Consider the following 20,012-nt stretch of genomic DNA (forward strand, 5'->3'; position numbering starts at 1 on the left):
TGTATACTCTGGCTTGAAAGATCTTAAATGAGACAAGGGAATAACAATGCCTAAGGCAAGTGAAATCAAAAAAAGTGCTGCGATTGAGCACAACGGTAAAGTGTACTTCGTTAAAGAAATCAACAAACTAACGCCAAGTGGTCGTGCTGGAGCCAGCCTATACCGTATGCGTATGTATGATGTCGCAACAGGTGCAAAGGCCGATGAGAGCTTTAAAGCCGATGAAATCATTAACCTTGCAGATTTCAGTCGTCACCCTTCAACGTTCTCTTACGTGGATGGTGATGAATACGTATTTATGGACAGTGAAGACTACACGCCATACAACTTCAATAAAGAGAGCATTGAAGAAGAACTTCAGTTCGTGAATGAAGAAACGCAAGGTCTATTTGTACTGCTTGTTGATGGCAGTCCTGTAGCGCTTGAACTTCCTTCTGTTGTGGAATTGGAAATCGTAGAAACTGACCCTTCAATTAAGGGTGCATCAGCGGCGGCGCGTACTAAGCCTGCAACGCTATCGACTGGTCTTATTATCCAGGTTCCTGAATACATTGCTGGCGGCGAGAAGGTTCGTGTGAACACTTCAGACAAAGCATTTATGGGTCGTGCTGACAAATAAAGCGCGCTCAAACGCAGCAAACATTTTAACAATATGAAAACGCAGTGCATTGAATGCACTGCATTTTTTTTATCTGGAAGGGAGGAGATCCCCGTAGAGTAGCGTAAAAATCGTTTTATCCACTGGTGCAAATTTGATCGCACAACGCTATATTTATTGATGTATGTGAATAATGTTGCAGTGGTGTTGGTTTAGTGTGAAACTGACTTGTATGGCCTACATTGTGGTTTTTCAATCACGAGCAAAGGATTGCTGTACCCATCGCAATAATTGATCAGACATAGCATTGATACTCGCTAGGATGAACTGTTATTGAAGACGATGAGTATAAGGTAGGCGCTATTTTATGGAGTCGTATATGTACAAATCATGTCAAATTGCTATTTGCACAGCAATAGCGCTTGGTCCTGTTCCCGCAAGTTTTGCACAAGGTGTAGCAAGCACTTACATCGTCAATGGCACCCCTATATCCGTGCAAATGTACCCCTCGTTTGCCAGTTTATATTTTGATCAGTTAGATACTTCCGGGCTGCATCAAAACTATTGTGGCGGCACTATTCTTGATCAATACCATGTATTAACCGCAGCTCACTGCGTAGAGGGAGATTCATATTATTATACCTACACCTCTGTCGCGCCTCAGTTGCAAAATGAACAACAAATTATTGCGCGTGTAGGTACATTACCTAAAGTTGAGCTGATCCGAGCCAGTGAGTTTTATTACCCAAGCACCTTTATAGATAGCGCTAACTTAAGTTGGCCAGACGATATTGCGATTATAAAATTAGAACAACCAATGCCAGTTTCATCCTCTGACTATACGCAATTGGCTTCGTTAGCGGATGCCAATGTGTATAACGTGGTCGGAACCGAGATGCTATCCATTGGGCATGGTTATACTCGTTCAGATACGGGGAACGACAATATATTGCAGGGAATCACACAAAGGATATTATCGAGCTCAGCGTGTGAATCCGCCAATATCAGTAGTAAGCAGTTGTGTTTGCAAGGTGATGTAGATATTGATTCCCAGTTACGTAACTCTACTTGTGGGGGGGACTCTGGCGGGCCTTTGTTTTGGTACAACGGTACTCAGTATATTCAGGTCGGTATTACCAGCTATGGTCCTTCCCAATGTGGCGATCCGAGTGCGGACTACTCCTCGGCTTACACTGAAGTCGCAGAATATCGAGATTGGATTGATAGCGTATTAGCGGGGCGAGAAGTTCCGAAGACGATAGTGACTGAATTTGATCGCGAAAACTACACCCCAGAAGAAGAAGCGGATATCTTGGCTGAAGAGTCCGGTGGATCATTGTCTTGGATGTGGTTATTTACGCTATTGATTGGGCATAAGCTTCGCTCTCATAGAGCGTAACTCATCATAATGAAGAGGTGAGATAAGCACGCTAATTTGCGTGCTTAAGAGTTTTTAGCATCAAGGGTGCAGTTGGAAAATGTGACAGAGGTGCTCTGTCCACTTTGTTTTGCCATGCTGGCTGAACGCGCTTCTAGCGTCATGTCGTATAAGCCATTCATTGAGAAGCCGACAATAACACCTAAGATCACAAATTGTATTGGCTTTATATTCATACATCCCTCAAACATCAATCGCCTAATATTCGTTCTTTTACGAATATAGCCACAATCTGAGATTTATACCAACTGTAACCGTCAACGGCTATGACAATACCCATAAAGGGTAATGACTGCGATTGCTCGACGCTATTTAAAACAAACGTCTGCCCAACGTGCCAGCCCAGCCGTGACGGAACCAAAGTAATTGCCACTGACGATAGGGATGTTCGGTAGTACAGATTTCACCGCATTTTGCAGTGTGGTTGAGCGCGCCGAGCCACCGGTCATAAAGACTACATCTGGAGTGATTTGAGATTGTTTTACCGCTTCTAATACCAGCTTTGTAATCTTATCTTTAGGAACTGCGATCGCCGCTTCCATTTCTTGCTGCAATACGGGCACTTCAATGATTTCAGAGAGCAGTTTGATGTTTGCGTGATAGTGCTCTGCTTCCGACAGAGCAATTTTTGTTTTTTCGGCCTCAGAGACAATGCTGTAACCCAGCGCCCCTTGGTGAACTTCAATCATGCGTGCCAGTTTGGCAGGATCCACTGCTTCTCGTTGCAATTGCTTGAGTACAGGCAAGTTCTCTTTAGCGTAAAATTCACGCTGAGCTTGTACGTTGTTGATTAAAATAGAATGCCAAAACTGACTAATAGGAAGCTCTAGCCCGGAACGTTTTCGACCTCCTTTCCCCAACGCCGTCATAAATTGCTTATAGGCTATATGGATATCAAGATCGTTTCCTCCGACAAGCTGGCCGGTATGCCCAAGCAGAGTTTGTGTGCGATCGCTCTTGCCAAGCCAAGAAGGGCCCATTTGGATCATAGAGCAGTCGGTTGTACCACCGCCGATATCGACGATTAACACATTTTTATTTTCAGTCAAGGTGCTTTCGTAATCCAGTCCAGCCGCAACAGGTTCAAATTGAAACTCGATGTTTTTAAAACCCGCTCGGGTAGCGGCACGCAGTAAAATATCTTGCGCTTGCTGGTTGGATTTTTCTCCGCCGCGCCCAAGAAAGTTGACTGGGCGACCGATAACAGTATCGGTGATTGAATAGCCTAAAGAGGTTTCAGCTTGCGACTTGATGTTCTCCATCATGGCGCACACGAGGTCTTCAAAGAACGCCAGTTGCACTTCTTTTAAGCCGCGCGCACCAAGAAATGATTTCGGCGATTTAATGTAATACACATCTTTTGGTTCCTGCAAATAGAGATCCAGTGCCGCTTGACCAAAGAGAATCTCTTCTTCCATCACGTCAATGCCTTCTTCCTGATTGCTACGAATAGCACGCTTTAAGATAGCCTCACCGTGCTCAGTAATAGGAAGAATATTTTTACGACGAAACAGATACTCTGAGATTGCCTCAGAAGTGGGAGCACAAAGGGTTGATGAAATGTACTTCTGATCGTTGTCCAGTGGGATGTGAATGGCCTGGTTATCGATAATGTGTGCGACTGAGCAGTTTGCGGTACCGTAGTCAAAGCCGATTGCCATAGTGTTCTCCAAAGGTCTATCTCGCAGAAAGGGGCGCAATTAAACACCGTTTATCGGTCTTGGGTCAAGAGAGGCAAGCAATTTATACCCACCTAATAGTGGTTATCTCTGAACGTAAAAACCATCAAGCTTCATTAAGTGTCCATTTTCTAGATCACAGAGCTTTATAAAGAGGTTATTTGATAAATTATGAGTGTAAATAGACAGATAGCTCATAACTCTATTGCATCCGATGGTCGGTATCCCTAATATAACGCCCATCAATAGTAGATAATACCGCTTCTCATTTGCGTTTGTGTCACCGTTTGGACTTTGTTTCTCCTTTTTTGACATATTTTTATGAACGCTGGGGTGAGATCAAAGCGTTTGCACAGCAGGTATTATATACACATGAATAGCGTGTCGAGCGTCTGTCTAGCAGGATATGCTCCTATTCAATATCAGCTAAATCAAAGATTTAATGAGAACCCTATGAACCACAACACCATGCGAACTCTATTAGTAGCAGGCTTATCTTTAGTCAGTTCGCTCGCGTTTGCCTCCCAACAGAGCACATTGCAACAGTCTCAAAACATCGAGACTCAAATCACCAAGAGTGCAGCGAACAGTCAAAAGAAAGTCGTTAAAAGCAGTGCACAGGCCATTCGTTTAGAAGCTGATATTGCTGCTATTAAGCGAGAAGTACACAACCTAGAGGTGTACCAAAAACATCTTAATGGCTTGATTAGCAGCCAAACCGAAGAGTTGGCTAGCTATGACTCCCAAATTTCAAAAATTGATGATACTCGCCAAAGCATTGTTCCTTTGATGTACGAAATGCTAGAAGGTCTGGAAGCGATCAACGCGAATGATCGTCCGATTCGAACTGAGGCGCGTGCTAAGCGACTGACCAGCCTTAAACATATGATGACGCAAGCGGATGTCAGTGATGCGGAAAAATACCGCCGCATCTTGGAAGCCTACCAGATAGAAATGGATTACGGCACTAAGATGGGAGCGTATTCAGGGCCGATTCAATTTGACGGTAAATCAATGATTGTTGAGCAACTTTATCTAGGGCGCATCGCTTTAGTGGCTCGTTCCAATGATCGCCAACGCTATTGGGCGTGGGATGCAAGTCAAAAAGTGTGGTTAGAGCAAAACAGTCGCCTAGGACACGACATTGATAAAGCCTTTGATGTTGCAGCAAAACAAGCGTCACCTTCATTGCTGAAATTACCCGTATCGTTAACTCAAGGGCAGGAGATCTCACAATGAAACGCTACCTAGCCACTATAACATTAAGTGTGATGATGCTGTTTAGCATTGCACCCAGTTACGCCAACCAAAGTCTGTTAAATCAAACCGCGCACGCTAAAGCCGCCGAACAAAAAGCCAACAAACAGCGTGAAGGAGAATTTGCGGCAACAGAAGCGCAATTAAAGCGAGAATTAAACGCTTTGCAGGCGAAACGCAAGCGCCTCGACAAAGACATTCAGACCCTCAGCGATACCTTCCAAGTGAATGAACAAATTCTGGCGGATAAAGAGAAACAACTGACGTTAGCCACCGGCAGTTTAGGCGAGATTTTTGGGGTCGTACGTCAGGCAGCCAAAGATGTGCAGCTTGAGCAACAACGCTCGGTTGCTTCCATTGGTGCAGCCGCGGATGTTGCTGTTGTCTCGGCCATCATTGAGGCAAAATCGATTCCGACAAAAGACGAGTTATATGGTCTTTGGCAGGCGTACGTACACCAAATCAATGCCGGCGCTCAAGCCTCGTTGGTGTCGGTTCCTTATGTGGATCACTCTGGCGAAATCTCGCAAAAACAAGTTCTGCGTTTGGGTGCGTTTGCTTTAGCGGATGAAGAGGGTTACTTAGCATGGGATGCAAGTAAGCATATTGCAACACGTTATAGTGTTCAGCCTGATTCGGCTCTGCTTTCTAGTATGAAGGTCAGTCAGGGGGTATCTGTGGTTGCTGTGGATGCGACTCGCGGGGCATTGTTAGAGCAATTGGCGAACAATCCTACCCTAATACAACGCATTGAGCAGGGTGGCATCGTTGGTAAGATCATTTTAGGTTTACTGCTGATAGGTCTGCTCATTGGGGTGTACCGCGCGCTTATTTTGCTTTCCATTAAATCCAAAATATCGAAACAGCTAAAACAGGTCGACAGTCCAACAGCCGACAACCCTTTGGGTCGCGTCATGTTGGTACATAAAGAGGATAAAAGCCCCACGATTGAAGCGTTAGAGCTTCGTTTGCTTGAAGCGGTGATGGACGAGCAAGAGAGTTTAGAAAAGGGCATTTCAACGGTGAAGTTGCTTGCCGCTATTGCGCCAATGTTGGGGCTGTTAGGAACAGTAACAGGCATGATAGATACGTTCCAAACCATCACTCAATTTGGTAATGCCGACCCTCGTATTATGGCGGGTGGTATTTCAATGGCTCTTATCACCACTGTGCTTGGGCTTATTGCAGCGATGCCATTACTACTAGTGCACAACATGCTGTCTAGCTTATCGGAAGGCATTCGTAACATCATAGAGAAGCAGGGAGTTGGCTTGGTTGCAGAAAGAGCGGAACAAGCGCAAAACCTGAAACTCACTACTGAGCAAAATGCTAGCCAAGAGGTTATCGCGTAATGAGCGAGATGTTGGCATTTTTGAGCCAGTTAACGGATCTCCCCATTTTCGGCTCGATTGAGCAGTTGATGTTTCGTGGTGGTCCGGTTTTATGGTGGCTTGCCTTTGTGATGCTGATCTTTTGGATATTAGTGCTCGATAGGGTGATGTATTTTGTGTGGGTATTCCCTAAATACCAACAGCAATGGGTGCAGAAGTGGCAACAACGCAGTGATCGTCATTCATGGTTTGCTCTGTGTCAGCGTGAGGCGTGGTTATCAGAGTCAGAGCTGAATTTAAATCGTTCATTATCATTGATGAAAGTATTGATCTCTTTATTCCCTATGCTGGGGTTACTGGGAACCGTGACCGGTATGATTTCCGTCTTTGATGTGATGGCCGCGCAAGGTAATAGTGAGCCTCGTTTAATGGCTGCTGGCATTTCTATGGCGACGATTCCCACAATGGCTGGCATGGTCGCGGCTCTAGTGAGCATGTTTATTTATTCTAGATTGTGCGGGCTTGCTGAACGTAAGCAATTGCATTTAGAGCGTTTATTGCGAACTCATAACGGTTAGTAAAATGCGTATACAGTTTTTAAAGGTTTTATTGAAATGAGATTAGGACGACGTCGCCAGCGCAATGATGAAGCGCAAGTGGATATGACTTCGATGCTCGACATCGTATTTATCATGTTGATCTTTTTTATTGTGACCAGCTCATTTGTGCGTGAGTCCGGGGTAGAAGTGAATCGCCCTCAAGCGGCGAATGCCACCAGTCAGCAAGATGCGGGTATTTTTATCGCGATTACCGACAATAACTTGGTTTATATTGATAAACGTCTCATCGATGTTGAGCGTGTACAGGCCACATTGGAAAACTTACTGATTGATAAACCGGATGCTTCTGTGGTGATCCAAGCGGATAAATTTGCCTTTAACGGCACAGTGGTACAAGTCATGGATGGCGTCAAAGGCGCGGGCATTGAGAAAATCGCTCTGGCAACGGTCGCGAAATAGAGATTGTTGATGAAACGATTATTTATCGCTTTACCTGTTGCGCTGCTACTGACCTGCTTTGTGTTTGGTTTTATGACGTGGCTAGTGAACTTAGGTAAAAGCCCACTGCCTGAACAACAATCAATCGTGCGTTTTGATATTGTCCAGGTTGAGCAAGAGAGTCATGCGCAAAGACGTCAGCGTCAGCTACCTGACCCTCCTAAAAAACCTACGCAACCACCGGAAATGAAAAGCAATAATTCAAGCCAGCTTTCAGATACGCCTTTTACCATGCAAAAGTTTGAGATGCCGTTGGTGACCGTTGATACCGCGGTATCAGGTTTAGCTATTGCGAATCCGGGCTCGGTTAATATTGGGCATAATCAGCAAGTGATGCCTCTACAACGAATTGAACCGCGTTATCCTGCTCGTGCGTTAAGCCGTAAAATAGAAGGCTATGTGGTGATGAGCTTTACCATTAACGATAGAGGTCGCCCAACCGATATTGAAGTGGTGGACAGTAAGCCGAAGCGTATTTTTGACCGAGAAGCCACACGAGCATTACAACGCTGGAAGTATCAACCTTTGATCGTTAATGGCAAAGCCATCGCGCAAAAAGGGCAAACGTTGAAGTTGGAGTTCAGACTGCAAAAATGAAGTACTTACTACCTACTTTAGCCCTGTTTATCAGCTTGATTGCGAGTACGGCACACGCTCAAGAGCTCAGTCGTAATGTTGCCACTCGTCTGTATAAAGCGTATGAGCTACAAAGCAATGATCACAACGTCAAGGCGATAAAGGTGCTAGAAAGTATCTCAACCAGCCGAGTGTATGACACTTCTGTGGTACAACGAATGCTGGGCATTTTGTACTGGCAAGAAAAGCAGCCGCACAAAGCTGAAGCTGCGCTATCGAAAGCGATTACGTCCAATGGTTTGCCCGTTGAACAACACTTAGAAACCTTGCGTATGTTAGCGGATGTCCAGCTCTCGAATGGCCATACCCGCCAAGCAATAAAAACCTATCACGAGATCATTGCGCAAAATAACACCCATAAAATCATTGCCCCAAATGCCATTCAGCAAGTGTGGTTACGTATTGCGCAAGGCAACTATCACCTTGAGCAATGGCAGCCTGTCATCACGGCTGTGAATCACTATTTCGCCATAGGTGGTGCTCAGCAAGTGTCAGTATTGAGTTTACGATTAGGTGCTGAGTTGTCATTAACCCAATGGCGCAGTGCATTAAAAACGACGCTAGCACTAAGAGGGTTAGAGCCTAAAAGTGATCGCTGGTGGGTTCAAACCATCAATCTGTATTTACGAGTTGAAGATTACCCACAAGCATTAGCTGCGACTAAGCAGTATCAAAGGGCTGGATTTCAGTTAACCGAAGCACAATATCGCATGTTGGCGCAGCTGTACTCCAAACAAAAAGTGCCGTTAAAGGCCGCAGAAGTGTTCCATGATTTAAACAAATCTAAGGCGACGCCAGCCAAAGATTTTGCCATTGAAGCGCAGTATTGGCAGCAAGCGCGAGAATGGACAGAGTCGCTTGAGGCATGGGCTAAAGCCAGCAGTCAGGACCCTCAATATCGCTGGCCGTATATTCAACTGCTGATGCGAAACAAGCAATACCAAACGGCGCTCGCACAACTGAAAAAGCAAAAAACCAGCTTGAGAACAGAGCTCACCAGTGTTGAGGCTTATTATCGCTTAGGGGATATTGCAAAGGCGCTCAATCATGCGCAAAAGGCCAATCAAATAGACTCGACGCCTTCGACGATCAATTGGATTAAATACTTAACGGAACTAAAAGCCAGTCAATCTTAAGCCTTAATCGCCACAGTTAAAGAGCCTATGTTAAGCTCGCTCTATGAAAGAAATCGCTCGATTTAATCTGGAGTGAGCCTGCATGGCTTGTACTGACAATTTGGGTTTACTGCGATTAAACATCCAGAAAGGCTCAAGCTAATATGACTGTCCAACGGTTATCGCCAGCTTTCGACCTAGTCTCATCATAAAGTTGCATTCTAGAATAAAATATCGCACCATTCTGCCACGATTACTTTGCCCACCAGAGAAAATACACATGAACAATGATGCGGACATTATTACTACCCTAGAAGAGCTTGAAGCGTTTTTAGTCGCGGTCGAAAATGGCGGTTTTAGCCTAACCAATGTGGCTGGACTGGCCTTAGCTACGAGCAACAAAGACGGTCGCCGCTTTGTAGCGGTATTGGATGATAATCATCAGCTTTTACTGTCTCGCTGGGTAACAGAAGATGTATTCCAAAACGGGCAAGATTTGGTAAGACGCGGTCCAACGCGCCATTAATCTAATCGGGGTCAGGTCTAGAAATTTGCAGGTTAGATAAAGTCTAGCCTGCAAATTTCTAGACCTGACCCCATTTTCTTACTTGGTAAGGCGAGGAATATCCTCTTTTAGAATAGTGAATACAGCTAGGTGTTTACGTTGATTTCCAGCAACATAACGTATTTGTAGGCTATTGTTTTTAGTAGAGCCATCTAGCGTAGCTAAAACTGTTTCGGGTACATCAATACTGATTAGATCTTGTTCATTTGGACGTTGATTTAATGTATGAGATAACCATGCGGTAAGATCATTGTCTCCTGATACTTCGATTTGGTAGTTAAGTGCATCGTCCCATAAATCAGTATTCGTCAAATTAAACGAAATATTAATGCCATCGTTTTCACCTTCCGCAATGGTGATATCTTTGAATTGAGCATGATTGATCACGCTTTCTTGCTCAGAATCATAACCTGGTGTCGATAGTGTAAATGTTGCTTTATACCATAAGTGGTCTGAGACAAAATCACGTTCTTCGTATGTCGGTTCTCCATGTTCGTTGACATGCATGCCAGAGTGTTTTTCATCCCATTGATAAGTATCATCTTCACCATGAGGCCCAGGGAAGTAAGTTTTAATTCTTGGTCCAATTAGTGAGGCATCTACTAACTCAATATCTTCAGCGTTCGCATTGTAGTAAATGAAATCAATACGATCACGGTCGTCTAATCCTCGACCACACTCATTGACGTATGATGCACCTTGTGTCCAACTATCATCTATATGGAATGGCCAAGTTGCTCCCATATTGGTTGCAGGATCAGGATAGAGATGACGATAGCTGTCAGTATATCCTGCGTCCAGAATGCGTCTATGAGTCATAAAGTCATGAACCGTTCCTTTTCGATCATACATATTGGCTGTATCTTCAGTCCAATCTAGTCCAGAGGCTTCGTTTAAGTCGCCACCGAAAATGATAACTGCATTATTTTCAAGGTAAGGGGATAGCTGTTCAAGCATGTAACTAGCTTGACGTGGGCGGTATGATTGAAGATTTAATGCATCAAGATCTTCTTGGCTAGTGATCGGGAGACAGCCGGCATGAGCTTGCCATGTTATACCGTTCCCACCTCTTGCATCGTAAGTGATATAGCGTGTGTAATCTAAGTGATTTGAAAAGACAATAACGTCACGTCCATTGACATCAAGGACAGCACCAATATTTCCACCATATTCATTATGGGCATCAATGGTATTTTTTATAGGATGCTTAGACAAGATCCCAACACTTCCAACACTATTATTTCCATGGTAATAGTGCATACCAAGTCGCTCTGCCATTCTTGCTGTTATTCCAGTCGCTTCTTGGAAAAAAATAATGTCTGCATTGGCATGTTGAAGTTCTTTTACGGCAACCTCAAACGAACTAGTATCATTGAAATCTCGATATAAATTTTGCCACATATTGGCAGATACTATGTTTAAAGTAGTAGTGTAACTTTCTGGAGGAGTGATCTCAGGAGCCGATGTATTGTTATTATCGTTGCTATCGTTACACCCAACTAGTAGAGCGGATAGTAGAAGGGGGACGTACAGTTTATTGTTCATGATGATGCCTTTAAAGGGAATGAATTCAGGCACTGATATTAATCATACAATATGACGGCAATAACGATTCTTCGGTTAGATTAATTTAGCTTGAGGTATAGATTTTATTAAATGAAACGTCATTGATTGGTCACATATTGGCTCACTACTATAATCCTGAGTTAAATCATGCGATTTTCAAAAATTAATTAAATGGCCTTAATTAGTTAAAAAATTTGCCTCACTTATCGTATCTTGATAAGTTCCACTTTATAGGCGTACCACTGACCTCTACGGTAAAACAATGGCAAGAACCGCACACGCGCTTCATATTTTGGTGAAGCACAAAGACAAAGCTGAAGACATTATGGCTCAGCTTAAAAAAGGCAAAAAATTTGCTGAACTCGCAAGAAAGTACTCCACTTGCCCTTCAGGTAAAAAAGGGGGCGATTTAGGCGAATTTAAGAAAGGCCAAATGGTTCCACAGTTTGATAAAGTGGTCTTTAGCGCTGAAACCATCACTCCTCATTTGGTGAAAACTAAATTCGGTTGGCATATCGTGAAAATTTTATATCGCACGTAATACCATGTTATCGATATAACTATTTATAAACGTCAACGAATCGACCAAATGTAAGCTCGAGGAAATAACTATGTACGTTGTTACACCCAAAAGTACCGCTTTACTTGAAAAAATGAACGGGCTAGATGTGGTATTAGATGTCAATATTGAAGTGACGAATATTGATGAGATGCTAAAAGAGGGTGAACATGCCCACTTTCTGGTCAGTTTTGAGGCTGATGATGAAAATGAGCCAGAGCAATACCCACTAGGCGACTTAATTGCTCAAGCGATGCAAACTTTAGATGAGTTAAATGAAGGTGCGATGGCTTGTTCATTCACACTTGATCGCGTATGGATGAATGGTGATGAAATTCATCTATCAGTACGAACTCTTGATAAGCAAGAATCTTCATTATCTTAAACAAAAATGGGCGGATATTAATTAGCCCATTTTTATTTATATTTAATTATTCAACTCTGGTTCGATTTCTTATTTTGCATAGTGAAACTGTAGATCTTTCACAGTGTTCGGCAAATGTTGAGTGCACGAATATCTTTGGCAAACGGTAGGGATGATAGAAAGCTACAGCTATCCAATGATACCGAAATTTAAAGAACAGGAGGCTTATCACAAAGATGAACAGCGATGAAATAAAGAGCAGATCAACAAGCACAATAGCACATACGTAAACTGTGAGATACAGCGCAGAAGATTGTAACAATCAAAGTCTGTATTCTTCTTAATAAACAAAGAGATATCATTGAAAATGAGCTTTTGGCTTGATAGCAATCGGTTAAGAAAATTCAAGGTTCATTTGACCGATCTTTAAAAGGTTTCACATCCGATATTAAGTTTCTAATATCGGATTTTTATGTCTTTCATTCCTACTTTCGAAAATATGCTGTCGTTTCCCCAATAACATCAATAAATTAGAAAAGTTAAGGCTATTCTAGATATTCTGACTAAGCCTTTGATACCTTCTAGGTAATTTATTGGTCAAGTTGATCTCGCTTCTAGTCAGCACCTTCACCACTCGTTGTGCCTGCTTATGGTTATATTCTGTCATATAAACCTCTGTGTGCTCCGTCAATTCCTCTCCCTAAAAGTCTAACGTATTCACTTTGTTTTAGGGATTAAAAGTACTTTTCCTACATTAATGGCCGTTTAGTTATCAATAGGTGCGTTGGATCACACTGGTGTGATGCTGAGACAAAGCTATTGGTTTTCATTATTTGAACTTAACTCACAAAAATTAACTCAGATATATCCTCAATAAAATGAAAATTAAAAACTTGTGATGACCTCGTTATATTTTCATTTTTTTGAAGGTTAATATCACCCCGTAAATTTTTAATGCAAATTAACTTTTTAGGATGGAATTTATGAGAATTTTTTTATGTTGTTCAGCCGGTATGTCCACAAGCATGTTGGTTAAAAAAATGAAAGAGTCAGCAGAAGAGCGGGGAATTGATTGCACTATTGATGCCTTCTCAATATCAGAATTTGAAACGCACTTAGCACAAAATGATGTTTGTCTTGTTGCTCCACAAGTGAAGTTTAAGTTTAACGATTTCAAAGCTCGTGCCGACTCCGAAGGTAAAGGATGCGGGCTTATTGAAATGGCTAATTACGGGATGATGAACGGTGAGTTAGTGCTTAACCAAGCTATCTCGCTTTACAACACTAATAACCAATAGGATTAATTATGTCACTATTTAATAACGTGATGAATTTTGTTGAAAATACCGTATCGCCCATTGCCGGTAAAGTATCAACACAAAGGCACATCAATGCAATTAAGGACGGGTTTGTCGCTACAATGCCATTCTTAATTGTTGGCTCTTTGCTTCTAGTTCTAGCATTTCCTCCAGGAAAAGGTAATTTTTTCCTAGACGGATGGCACTCACTGGTTGAGTTCATTGGTATGGGTAATATTCTTGCGCCATTCCAACTTAGCATGGGGATATTTGCACTGTATGCCTCTTTTAGTATCGGCTTTAGCTTAGCCGAATCTTATGGTCTACGAGCATTGAACTCTGGCCTGTTATCGATGTTCACTTTTCTTTTAGCTGTCGCACCGGTTGAATTTATCGATATTGGCGGGATTATGCCCATCGCGAATATGGGTGGAACTGGGGCTTTTACTGCTATTATGGCCGGTTTATTTGTACCCGAACTTCAACGTTTGTTGCGTGATAAAAATATTCGATTAAAACTTCCAGATGCCGTACCACCAAAGATTGCGGCATCTTTTGATTTACTTATTCCTATTATTATCGTCGCGATATTAGTTGTTGGGATTAATGTATCGCTAGGGAAGTTTGATTTAAATATTCCTTCTGCTGTTATGGCTATTTTTAGCCCACTTGTATCTGCGTCCGATTCATTTTTTGCCTGTCTTATCGCTGTAATTATCATTCAATTACTTTGGTTTGGCGGAATTCATGGATCTTCAGTTGTTGTCAGCGGCATCCTTTATCCCATCTTAATTATTAACCTTGGTCTCAATCAAGAAGCTCTAGCTGCGGGTACAGAATTACCCAAAATATTCGTTAATCCACTTTTAGATTTCTTCATCTTTGTTGGAGGAGCTGGTGGTACTTGGGGCTTCGTTGTTCTAATGATGCGCTCACGTTCAACACACTTAAAAACGATAGGCCGAATGTCAATTATCCCTGGCACATTCAATATAAATGAGCCCGTGATATTTGGTGCACCTATTGTAATGAATCCTACTTATTTCATTCCTTGGATGCTTTCTCCAATCGTCAATACCTGCATTGTGTGGCTTGCGTTTAAAACTGAATTTGTATCAAAAATCATTTCATTACCACCTTGGACAATGCCTGCACCTATTGGCGCTGTTATTGCTACCAATTCTGGTACGGCTGCAATAGTGGTTGCTTTATGCGTTGTTGTCAGTGTCGTCATTTATTACCCGTTCTTCAAGATTCATGAAAAGCAGCTCTTGGCTGAAGAGAACATCATCGAAGATGCAGAACCTAAATCCCCTCAATTCGCTAAGGCATAAATATGACTTTTAGTATTAATTCTCAAAATGACATTACCGAAGAATTTTTGATGTCACTACTTTGCTCTGCCGGAGAAGCTCGTTCGTCGGTAATGGCAGCGATGGCTTCAGCTCAAAAAGGTGATTTTGAACAGGCTTCATTGTTCATTGATACCGCTGATAAAGCTCTAACAGAAGTTCATAAAACTCAAACGACGTTAATAGGGTATGACGAAGGTGTTGGCAAAGTCAGCATGACTTTAATTCTAACGCATATTCAAGACCACATTATGACAGCGATGCTCTGCAAAGATTTGGCGTTAGAAATCATAGCTATTCACCGAAAGTTAGGAGATTTGAAATGAACAAGCGCATTTTCGATTTAACCCGTACTGATATCGATACGATGAACCGAAAAGATATTCTCGATTGTATTGCTCGCTCAGAAGGTAGGGCAATGATGGTTGAAAATGTTGTATCTATGCAACCCCCTGTTGATCTGGTTTCCGGAGCTGAATTAGCAGCAGCATTTGGAGCTGACATGATCACTTTAAATTGCCTCGACATCTTAAAACCGGAAGCCGTAATTACCGGTGCCCTAAATCATGGTGTAGCCCCAACATGTAACATTCAGGAGCTTAAAGAACTATCAGGTCGACTGATGGGATGCAACCTTGAACCTGTTCCTGAAGGATTCAGTGATATTGAAATAGGTCGCTCTGTGACAAGAGAAACGATAGAGGCTCTTGTTGCTAGTGGTCTTCATTACGTGATGTTAACAGGAAACCCTGGAATGCAAGTTTCTCAAGAGACCATCTTGAATGCCATATCACTTGTTCGAGAAATCTCAGAGGACATTGTCATTATTGCTGGAAAAATGCATGGCGGTGGTATTGGTAACGATTACAACTTAGACATTATCCCTCAGTTTGCAGCCGCTGGTGCTGACATCATGATGTTTCCTGCTCCTTATACCACCCCAGGAGTAACACCTGAAATAGCCTACCAAATGATGAGTGAAGTGCATCGAGCTGGAATGCTCGGACTATTAGCTATTGGCACATCACAAGAAGGGGCATCAGAGAGCTTTATAGAGCAAGTCGCTTTAGCTTCCAAAGGGGCTGGAGCAGACATAGTTCATATCGGTGACGGTGGATATGGTGGTTTAGCACCACTGGAGAATATCTTCCGTATGGGCATGACTATTCGCGGTAAACGCCATCAATACAAACGAATGGCGAATCGCCGCTAAGCAAAACGTCGCTAAGTAAAAAAATAAAAAATTAGGGCTTTGCCCATAACGTGAAATAACAGGAAAATATTATGTTAAAGAAAACACTATTAAGCACTCTTGTTGGTGCAGCTATCATTACCGCTTCAGGATCAGCACTTGCTTCTTCAGAGCTTACAGATAAATTTGAAATCTATGGACAAGTCGCTGTATCTGTATGGCAATTTGGTGAAGATAAAATTAATACCGGTGAACAGCCTATTCAGGTAGAAAATGAATCTCGTATTGGTGTACGCGGAGACGTGGATTTAACTCGAGGACCAAATCTTTTTTGGCAACTTGAAGGTGGTAATGTCGGGGATGCGGGTCAGAACTCAGGTCTTGGTGTGCGAGATACTTTTGTTGGTATTAACTTTGAAGATGGTGGGAAAATTCGTTTAGGCCGATTACTTACCCCTTTGTACCAAATGATTGATTGGCCTTATTCGGGTCAACGTGCAGGTGCTGTATTTGATTGGGGAGGCGATATTGTTGGCAATACCAATTATGATCGTCAATCCAATATGATTCGCTATGACTCTGCGGAAAGAAGTGGATTTAAATTTAGTTTAGCGGGGGGACGTGGTACAGAAAGTGATGCTGGATCTAACTTTATTGGTGCGGGTGCACATTTAACCAAAGGTAACATTACCATTAATGCCGGCGCAGAATATGGTGTAGATCGTCAAGTTAGTGCCAATGCAGATTTATATGATAAGTGGTTGTCTCAACAACCAGGAAATAATCCCACATTTAACGATGTTGAAGGTCAAACTAAATCTGACACTCAAGCGTACTTACTTGGATTTGAAGCTGATGTAACAGATGACTTTCAATTATATGGCGCAATCAAATACCAAAAAGCAGTTTATGAAGATGCAACCTTTACCGTCGATGGCGTAGATGTTGAAATTAAAGATCTTGAGCTTGATCAAGGCAGTTACTCAGTAGGAGTTGTCTATAGTGGATTTGAGCATTGGGTTCTGAAAGCGAATTATGCAGCTAACTTAGATGTAAAATCGAGTGGTACAACCATTCATGGAACTGCGGACTCAATCATCTCAGCTCAGGCGTTGTACTTCCTCAGCGATAGTGCTTTAACTTATGTTCGACCTTATGTTATTGATCAAAACGACTCTGGGTATGAATTTGGTTGGGGGGCTGGTGTAGAGTATTACTTCTAGTTCCTAGTACATGTCTGTTAAGACACAACAGAGCATGTAACTTTGAATCCTAACATGGAACATTGAACATTAAGTATTGGTTCACCAGTGACTCAAAAAAGGGTCACTGGTTTTTTTATCTTACGAACTCATTAATTTCCCCTTTTTTCATTTTTTGTGAACAAAAACACCGTTAGTTCATAATAATCTTGGTATGATTAAATCATGCAAAAAAATGAAGATTTAAATCATGGCGAATAATTTTATTAAAAAACATGGTGTAGCATTAATACATATTTCACGTTATTTACTAACCGTCAAACCACATGACAGGCTACGAACTATCGATGAATTATCCGCTGAATTAGGGTGCTCTGTGGGTTACATTGCAACCGCTATAAAAAAAATTGAGGCTGAAGGTGCTGTCACTTTAGATCGCCGTGGACGCAACGGTACTTTTATTTCAAATTTAGATTATTGCCAGCTAATTCGATTAGCTGAATTTGGCAATATGGTATGTGCTATGCCGCTACCTTACACCAAACATTACGAAGGATTAGCGTCAGGATTAAAAGCACAGATAAGTGTCCCTTTTTATTTTGCGCACATGCGCGGGGCTGATGTTCGTGCTGAATGTTTAAAAAATGGCATATATGACATTGCTATTATGTCTCGATTAGCAGCAGAGCATTATGTTGCTTCTGGTGATTTAGATATAGCACTAGAGCTTGGTCCAAATACCTATGTATCAGAACACAGATTAATTTGTCGACAAGGCGAACTACATAATATTAAGCGTGTTGGTGTTGATCCTTCATCACCGGACCAAAAGCTACTGACTGAAACATACTTTAAAAATCAAAATGTTGATATTGTCGAAGCTCCATATAATGAATGCCTTGAATTAATTGCCAACAATACTATTGATGCATCAATTTGGTATTTATCAGACAACGAACGGCTTACTTCTATGGGATTATCAGCTGCATCAATCAGTCATGTTCCTGATTGTGAAAAAGCGTCTTCGGCTGTATTAACAGTGAGTAAAAAGGCGCAGCACGTTAAGATTTTAATTGACCATATGGTGGATACCAACAACTTATTACAACATCAAAATGATGTTGTAACCGGTAAAGTAATACCAACCTATTAATTGAGAAATATAGATTATGCATGAAAGAATGACCTTACTACTTAATTCGGGAGTGATTAGCCCAAACGCACACCTAGGTGCTATGACTGCGATTAAAACGCTTAATGATGAGTGGGCGCTTTGCACTGATAACGAACAGTTCCAAATGGCGATGACTCACCTTGCGAGAGCAATTGATAGAATCAGTGACAATGAGGCAATAAAAGATGGGCTTGACCCAACGGTAATGGATGAAATTATTTCAGATGCTGCTTTTCCTGAAATCATAGAAATGAATGAAAAAATTTGTCGTGGCGCAGGGCTTGTAGAGGTGCCAGTGACTGAGGATAGCTTTTTCATTTGTAACTTATTCTCTCTTTATTTAGCTAGCCATTAAGGGACATATTATGCCTATAAATGAAAGTGGTTATACGTATTGCCATGAGCACCTCCACATCGACCTGTCAAAACAAAAAGGGGACGATGATTGCAAACTGGATCAGTTTGAGTTGATTAGTGCTGAGCTAAAAGCACTTAAAACACGTGGCGTTTTTAACATCGTAGAAGTCACCAATAAATTTATGGGCCGTAATCCTCAATTTATTGAAGCTTTAACAAAAGAAACACAGATGAATATTCTCTGTTCAACAGGGTTTTATATTGAAGGTTTCTTTCCAAACGCGCTAAAGCAAATGTCTGTGGTTGATATAGCCAAAACAATGATTCACGAAATTGATAATGGTATTGACGATAGCAATTTACGTGCTTCGGTAATTGGAGAGATCGGTAGCAGTCACAATGTGTTTACTGATACAGAACGCAAAGTATTTGAAGGGGCAGCGATTGCTCATTTAGAAACGGGTTGCCCAATCTCAACGCATACCTCATTTAGCACTATGGCTAAAAGCCAAGTAGAACTTCTCAGAAATATGAAAGTAAATCTTAACAATGTCTCTATTGGGCATTGTGATTTGCGGGATAACTTTGACGATATTCTTTGGTTACTTGATCAAGGGTGTTATGTCCAATTCGATACCATTGGTAAAAATGACTACTACCCAGATGCCAAGCGAATCGCCGTTATTGACTCTCTTATCCGTCGTGGATACGCAGATCGAGTGATGCTTTCAATGGACATTACTCGTAAATCACACCTTAAAGAAAATGGAGGACTTGGGTTTTGTTATTTAATTGATCACTTCGTCCCCATGCTTCTTGAGCGAGGAATACAACAACAATATATCGACCTCATGCTTAAACATAACCCCGCCAACTTTTTTGGCACAACACAAAAATAATAAGGTAGAAAAATGAAAACTATCGCAATTGCTGGTTTACAACGTGAACAAATTAAAGAACAGATTGAAACAGCGGCACCGGGTGTCTTCACTTGCTTCATTCTTAGTGACATAGATGCAGCCATGAAAGTGAAGTCGGGTGAAATTGACTATTACATTGGTGCTTGTAATACAGGGGCTGGCGCCGCGTTATCTATGGCCATTGCCATCATTGGATACAATGAATCTTGCACAATCGCAAAACCTGCTTTCCAAGCAAAAGAAGAAGAAATTCAGACATTTATCAGCGAAGGTAAAAAGGCATTCGGATTATCAATTGAGCACGTCGAACATGCTGTTCCAATGCTAGCGAAACAACTGGCTAAGGTGTAA

At 42.0% G+C, this 20,012-nt stretch carries 22 protein-coding genes and 1 pseudogene; 20 read left to right on the forward strand and 3 right to left on the reverse strand.

Features of this window, described 5'->3' with window-relative positions; all coding sequences use genetic code 11:
- Positions 1–46 precede the first annotated feature (46 nt).
- Together efpL and VEZ01S_RS13140 are read left to right on the forward strand one after the other, a co-directional pair.
- Entirely contained in the window at positions 47–619 is a 573-nt protein-coding gene (gene efpL, locus VEZ01S_RS13135) for an elongation factor P-like protein EfpL (protein WP_021714533.1), read from the forward strand.
- A gap of 358 nt (positions 620–977) precedes the next feature.
- Positions 978–1,997 carry a S1 family peptidase gene (locus tag VEZ01S_RS13140; RefSeq protein ID WP_021714534.1) on the forward strand — a complete coding sequence of 340 codons (1,020 nt, stop codon included), beginning with the start codon at positions 978–980 and terminating at the stop codon, positions 1,995–1,997.
- A gap of 44 nt (positions 1,998–2,041) precedes the next feature.
- Here the strand turns inward: VEZ01S_RS13140 and VEZ01S_RS16855 are convergent, their stop codons facing one another.
- Entirely contained in the window at positions 2,042–2,212 is a 171-nt protein-coding gene (locus VEZ01S_RS16855) for a hypothetical protein (RefSeq protein ID WP_162889459.1), read from the reverse strand.
- 132 nt (positions 2,213–2,344) lie between these two features.
- Positions 2,345–3,697, reverse strand: a complete 1,353-nt coding sequence (yegD, locus tag VEZ01S_RS13145) for a molecular chaperone (RefSeq protein ID WP_021714536.1) — start codon at positions 3,695–3,697, stop codon at positions 2,345–2,347.
- A gap of 471 nt (positions 3,698–4,168) precedes the next feature.
- Between yegD and VEZ01S_RS13150 the strand changes: the two genes are divergently transcribed.
- From VEZ01S_RS13150 to VEZ01S_RS13180, 7 genes are all read left to right on the forward strand, one after another.
- Complete coding sequence (locus VEZ01S_RS13150; protein ID WP_021714537.1) at positions 4,169–4,954, forward strand: DUF3450 domain-containing protein; 786 nt, start codon at positions 4,169–4,171, stop codon at positions 4,952–4,954.
- Entirely contained in the window at positions 4,951–6,324 is a 1,374-nt protein-coding gene (locus tag VEZ01S_RS13155; RefSeq protein ID WP_021714538.1) for a MotA/TolQ/ExbB proton channel family protein, read from the forward strand. The genes VEZ01S_RS13150 and VEZ01S_RS13155 overlap by 4 nt, the downstream gene beginning before the upstream one ends.
- Complete coding sequence (locus VEZ01S_RS13160; RefSeq protein ID WP_021714539.1) at positions 6,324–6,881, forward strand: MotA/TolQ/ExbB proton channel family protein; 558 nt, start codon at positions 6,324–6,326, stop codon at positions 6,879–6,881. Before VEZ01S_RS13155 ends, VEZ01S_RS13160 begins: the two co-directional genes overlap by 1 nt.
- Before the next feature lie 36 nt (positions 6,882–6,917).
- Entirely contained in the window at positions 6,918–7,322 is a 405-nt protein-coding gene (locus VEZ01S_RS13165) for an ExbD/TolR family protein (protein WP_021714540.1), read from the forward strand.
- A 9-nt stretch (positions 7,323–7,331) separates the two neighbouring features.
- Positions 7,332–7,958 carry an energy transducer TonB gene (locus VEZ01S_RS13170; RefSeq protein ID WP_021714541.1) on the forward strand — a complete coding sequence of 209 codons (627 nt, stop codon included), beginning with the start codon at positions 7,332–7,334 and terminating at the stop codon, positions 7,956–7,958.
- Positions 7,955–9,133: a tetratricopeptide repeat protein gene (locus tag VEZ01S_RS13175; RefSeq protein ID WP_021714542.1), complete on the forward strand. Its 1,179-nt coding sequence runs from the start codon at positions 7,955–7,957 to the stop codon at positions 9,131–9,133. Before VEZ01S_RS13170 ends, VEZ01S_RS13175 begins: the two co-directional genes overlap by 4 nt.
- Before the next feature lie 259 nt (positions 9,134–9,392).
- The gene (locus VEZ01S_RS13180) at positions 9,393–9,638 is read left to right on the forward strand and encodes a hypothetical protein (protein ID WP_021714543.1); all 246 of its coding nucleotides are present in this window, start codon (positions 9,393–9,395) and stop codon (positions 9,636–9,638) included.
- Between the two features lie 78 nt (positions 9,639–9,716).
- On the opposite strand, the gene VEZ01S_RS13185 is transcribed toward VEZ01S_RS13180, so the two are convergent.
- Positions 9,717–11,222 (reverse strand): endonuclease/exonuclease/phosphatase family protein, encoded by a 1,506-nt coding sequence (locus tag VEZ01S_RS13185; RefSeq protein WP_021714544.1) that lies wholly within the window; start codon positions 11,220–11,222, stop codon positions 9,717–9,719.
- A 262-nt stretch (positions 11,223–11,484) separates the two neighbouring features.
- Between VEZ01S_RS13185 and VEZ01S_RS13190 the strand changes: the two are divergent.
- From VEZ01S_RS13190 to VEZ01S_RS13240, 11 genes and pseudogenes are all read left to right on the forward strand, one after another.
- Positions 11,485–11,784 (forward strand): annotated as a pseudogene (locus tag VEZ01S_RS13190) (peptidylprolyl isomerase); the annotation flags it as partial.
- Between the two features lie 70 nt (positions 11,785–11,854).
- The gene (locus VEZ01S_RS13195; RefSeq protein ID WP_021714546.1) at positions 11,855–12,187 is read left to right on the forward strand and encodes a hypothetical protein; all 333 of its coding nucleotides are present in this window, start codon (positions 11,855–11,857) and stop codon (positions 12,185–12,187) included.
- Between the two features lie 962 nt (positions 12,188–13,149).
- Positions 13,150–13,464 (forward strand): PTS sugar transporter subunit IIB, encoded by a 315-nt coding sequence (locus VEZ01S_RS13200; RefSeq protein ID WP_021714547.1) that lies wholly within the window; start codon positions 13,150–13,152, stop codon positions 13,462–13,464.
- Positions 13,465–13,472: 8 nt separating this feature from the next.
- Complete coding sequence (locus VEZ01S_RS13205; RefSeq protein WP_021714548.1) at positions 13,473–14,798, forward strand: PTS sugar transporter subunit IIC; 1,326 nt, start codon at positions 13,473–13,475, stop codon at positions 14,796–14,798.
- A gap of 2 nt (positions 14,799–14,800) precedes the next feature.
- On the forward strand, positions 14,801–15,142 hold the full coding sequence (locus VEZ01S_RS13210) for a PTS lactose/cellobiose transporter subunit IIA (protein ID WP_021714549.1): 342 nt from the start codon (positions 14,801–14,803) through the stop codon (positions 15,140–15,142).
- Complete coding sequence (locus VEZ01S_RS13215) at positions 15,139–16,029, forward strand: DUF7916 family protein (RefSeq protein ID WP_021714550.1); 891 nt, start codon at positions 15,139–15,141, stop codon at positions 16,027–16,029. The genes VEZ01S_RS13210 and VEZ01S_RS13215 overlap by 4 nt, the downstream gene beginning before the upstream one ends.
- Before the next feature lie 71 nt (positions 16,030–16,100).
- Positions 16,101–17,231 carry a porin gene (locus tag VEZ01S_RS13220; RefSeq protein WP_021714551.1) on the forward strand — a complete coding sequence of 377 codons (1,131 nt, stop codon included), beginning with the start codon at positions 16,101–16,103 and terminating at the stop codon, positions 17,229–17,231.
- Positions 17,232–17,460: 229 nt separating this feature from the next.
- Complete coding sequence (gene yhfZ / locus VEZ01S_RS13225; RefSeq protein ID WP_021714552.1) at positions 17,461–18,363, forward strand: GntR family transcriptional regulator YhfZ; 903 nt, start codon at positions 17,461–17,463, stop codon at positions 18,361–18,363.
- 16 nt (positions 18,364–18,379) lie between these two features.
- Positions 18,380–18,739, forward strand: coding sequence for a hypothetical protein (locus VEZ01S_RS13230; protein WP_021714553.1), 360 nt, complete (start codon positions 18,380–18,382; stop codon positions 18,737–18,739).
- Between the two features lie 10 nt (positions 18,740–18,749).
- Positions 18,750–19,640 (forward strand): phosphotriesterase family protein, encoded by an 891-nt coding sequence (locus VEZ01S_RS13235; RefSeq protein WP_021714554.1) that lies wholly within the window; start codon positions 18,750–18,752, stop codon positions 19,638–19,640.
- 12 nt (positions 19,641–19,652) lie between these two features.
- Complete coding sequence (locus VEZ01S_RS13240) at positions 19,653–20,012, forward strand: DUF2620 domain-containing protein (protein WP_021714555.1); 360 nt, start codon at positions 19,653–19,655, stop codon at positions 20,010–20,012.

It is taken from the genome of Vibrio ezurae NBRC 102218, from assembly GCF_000467185.1.
Classification (GTDB): domain Bacteria; phylum Pseudomonadota; class Gammaproteobacteria; order Enterobacterales; family Vibrionaceae; genus Vibrio; species Vibrio ezurae.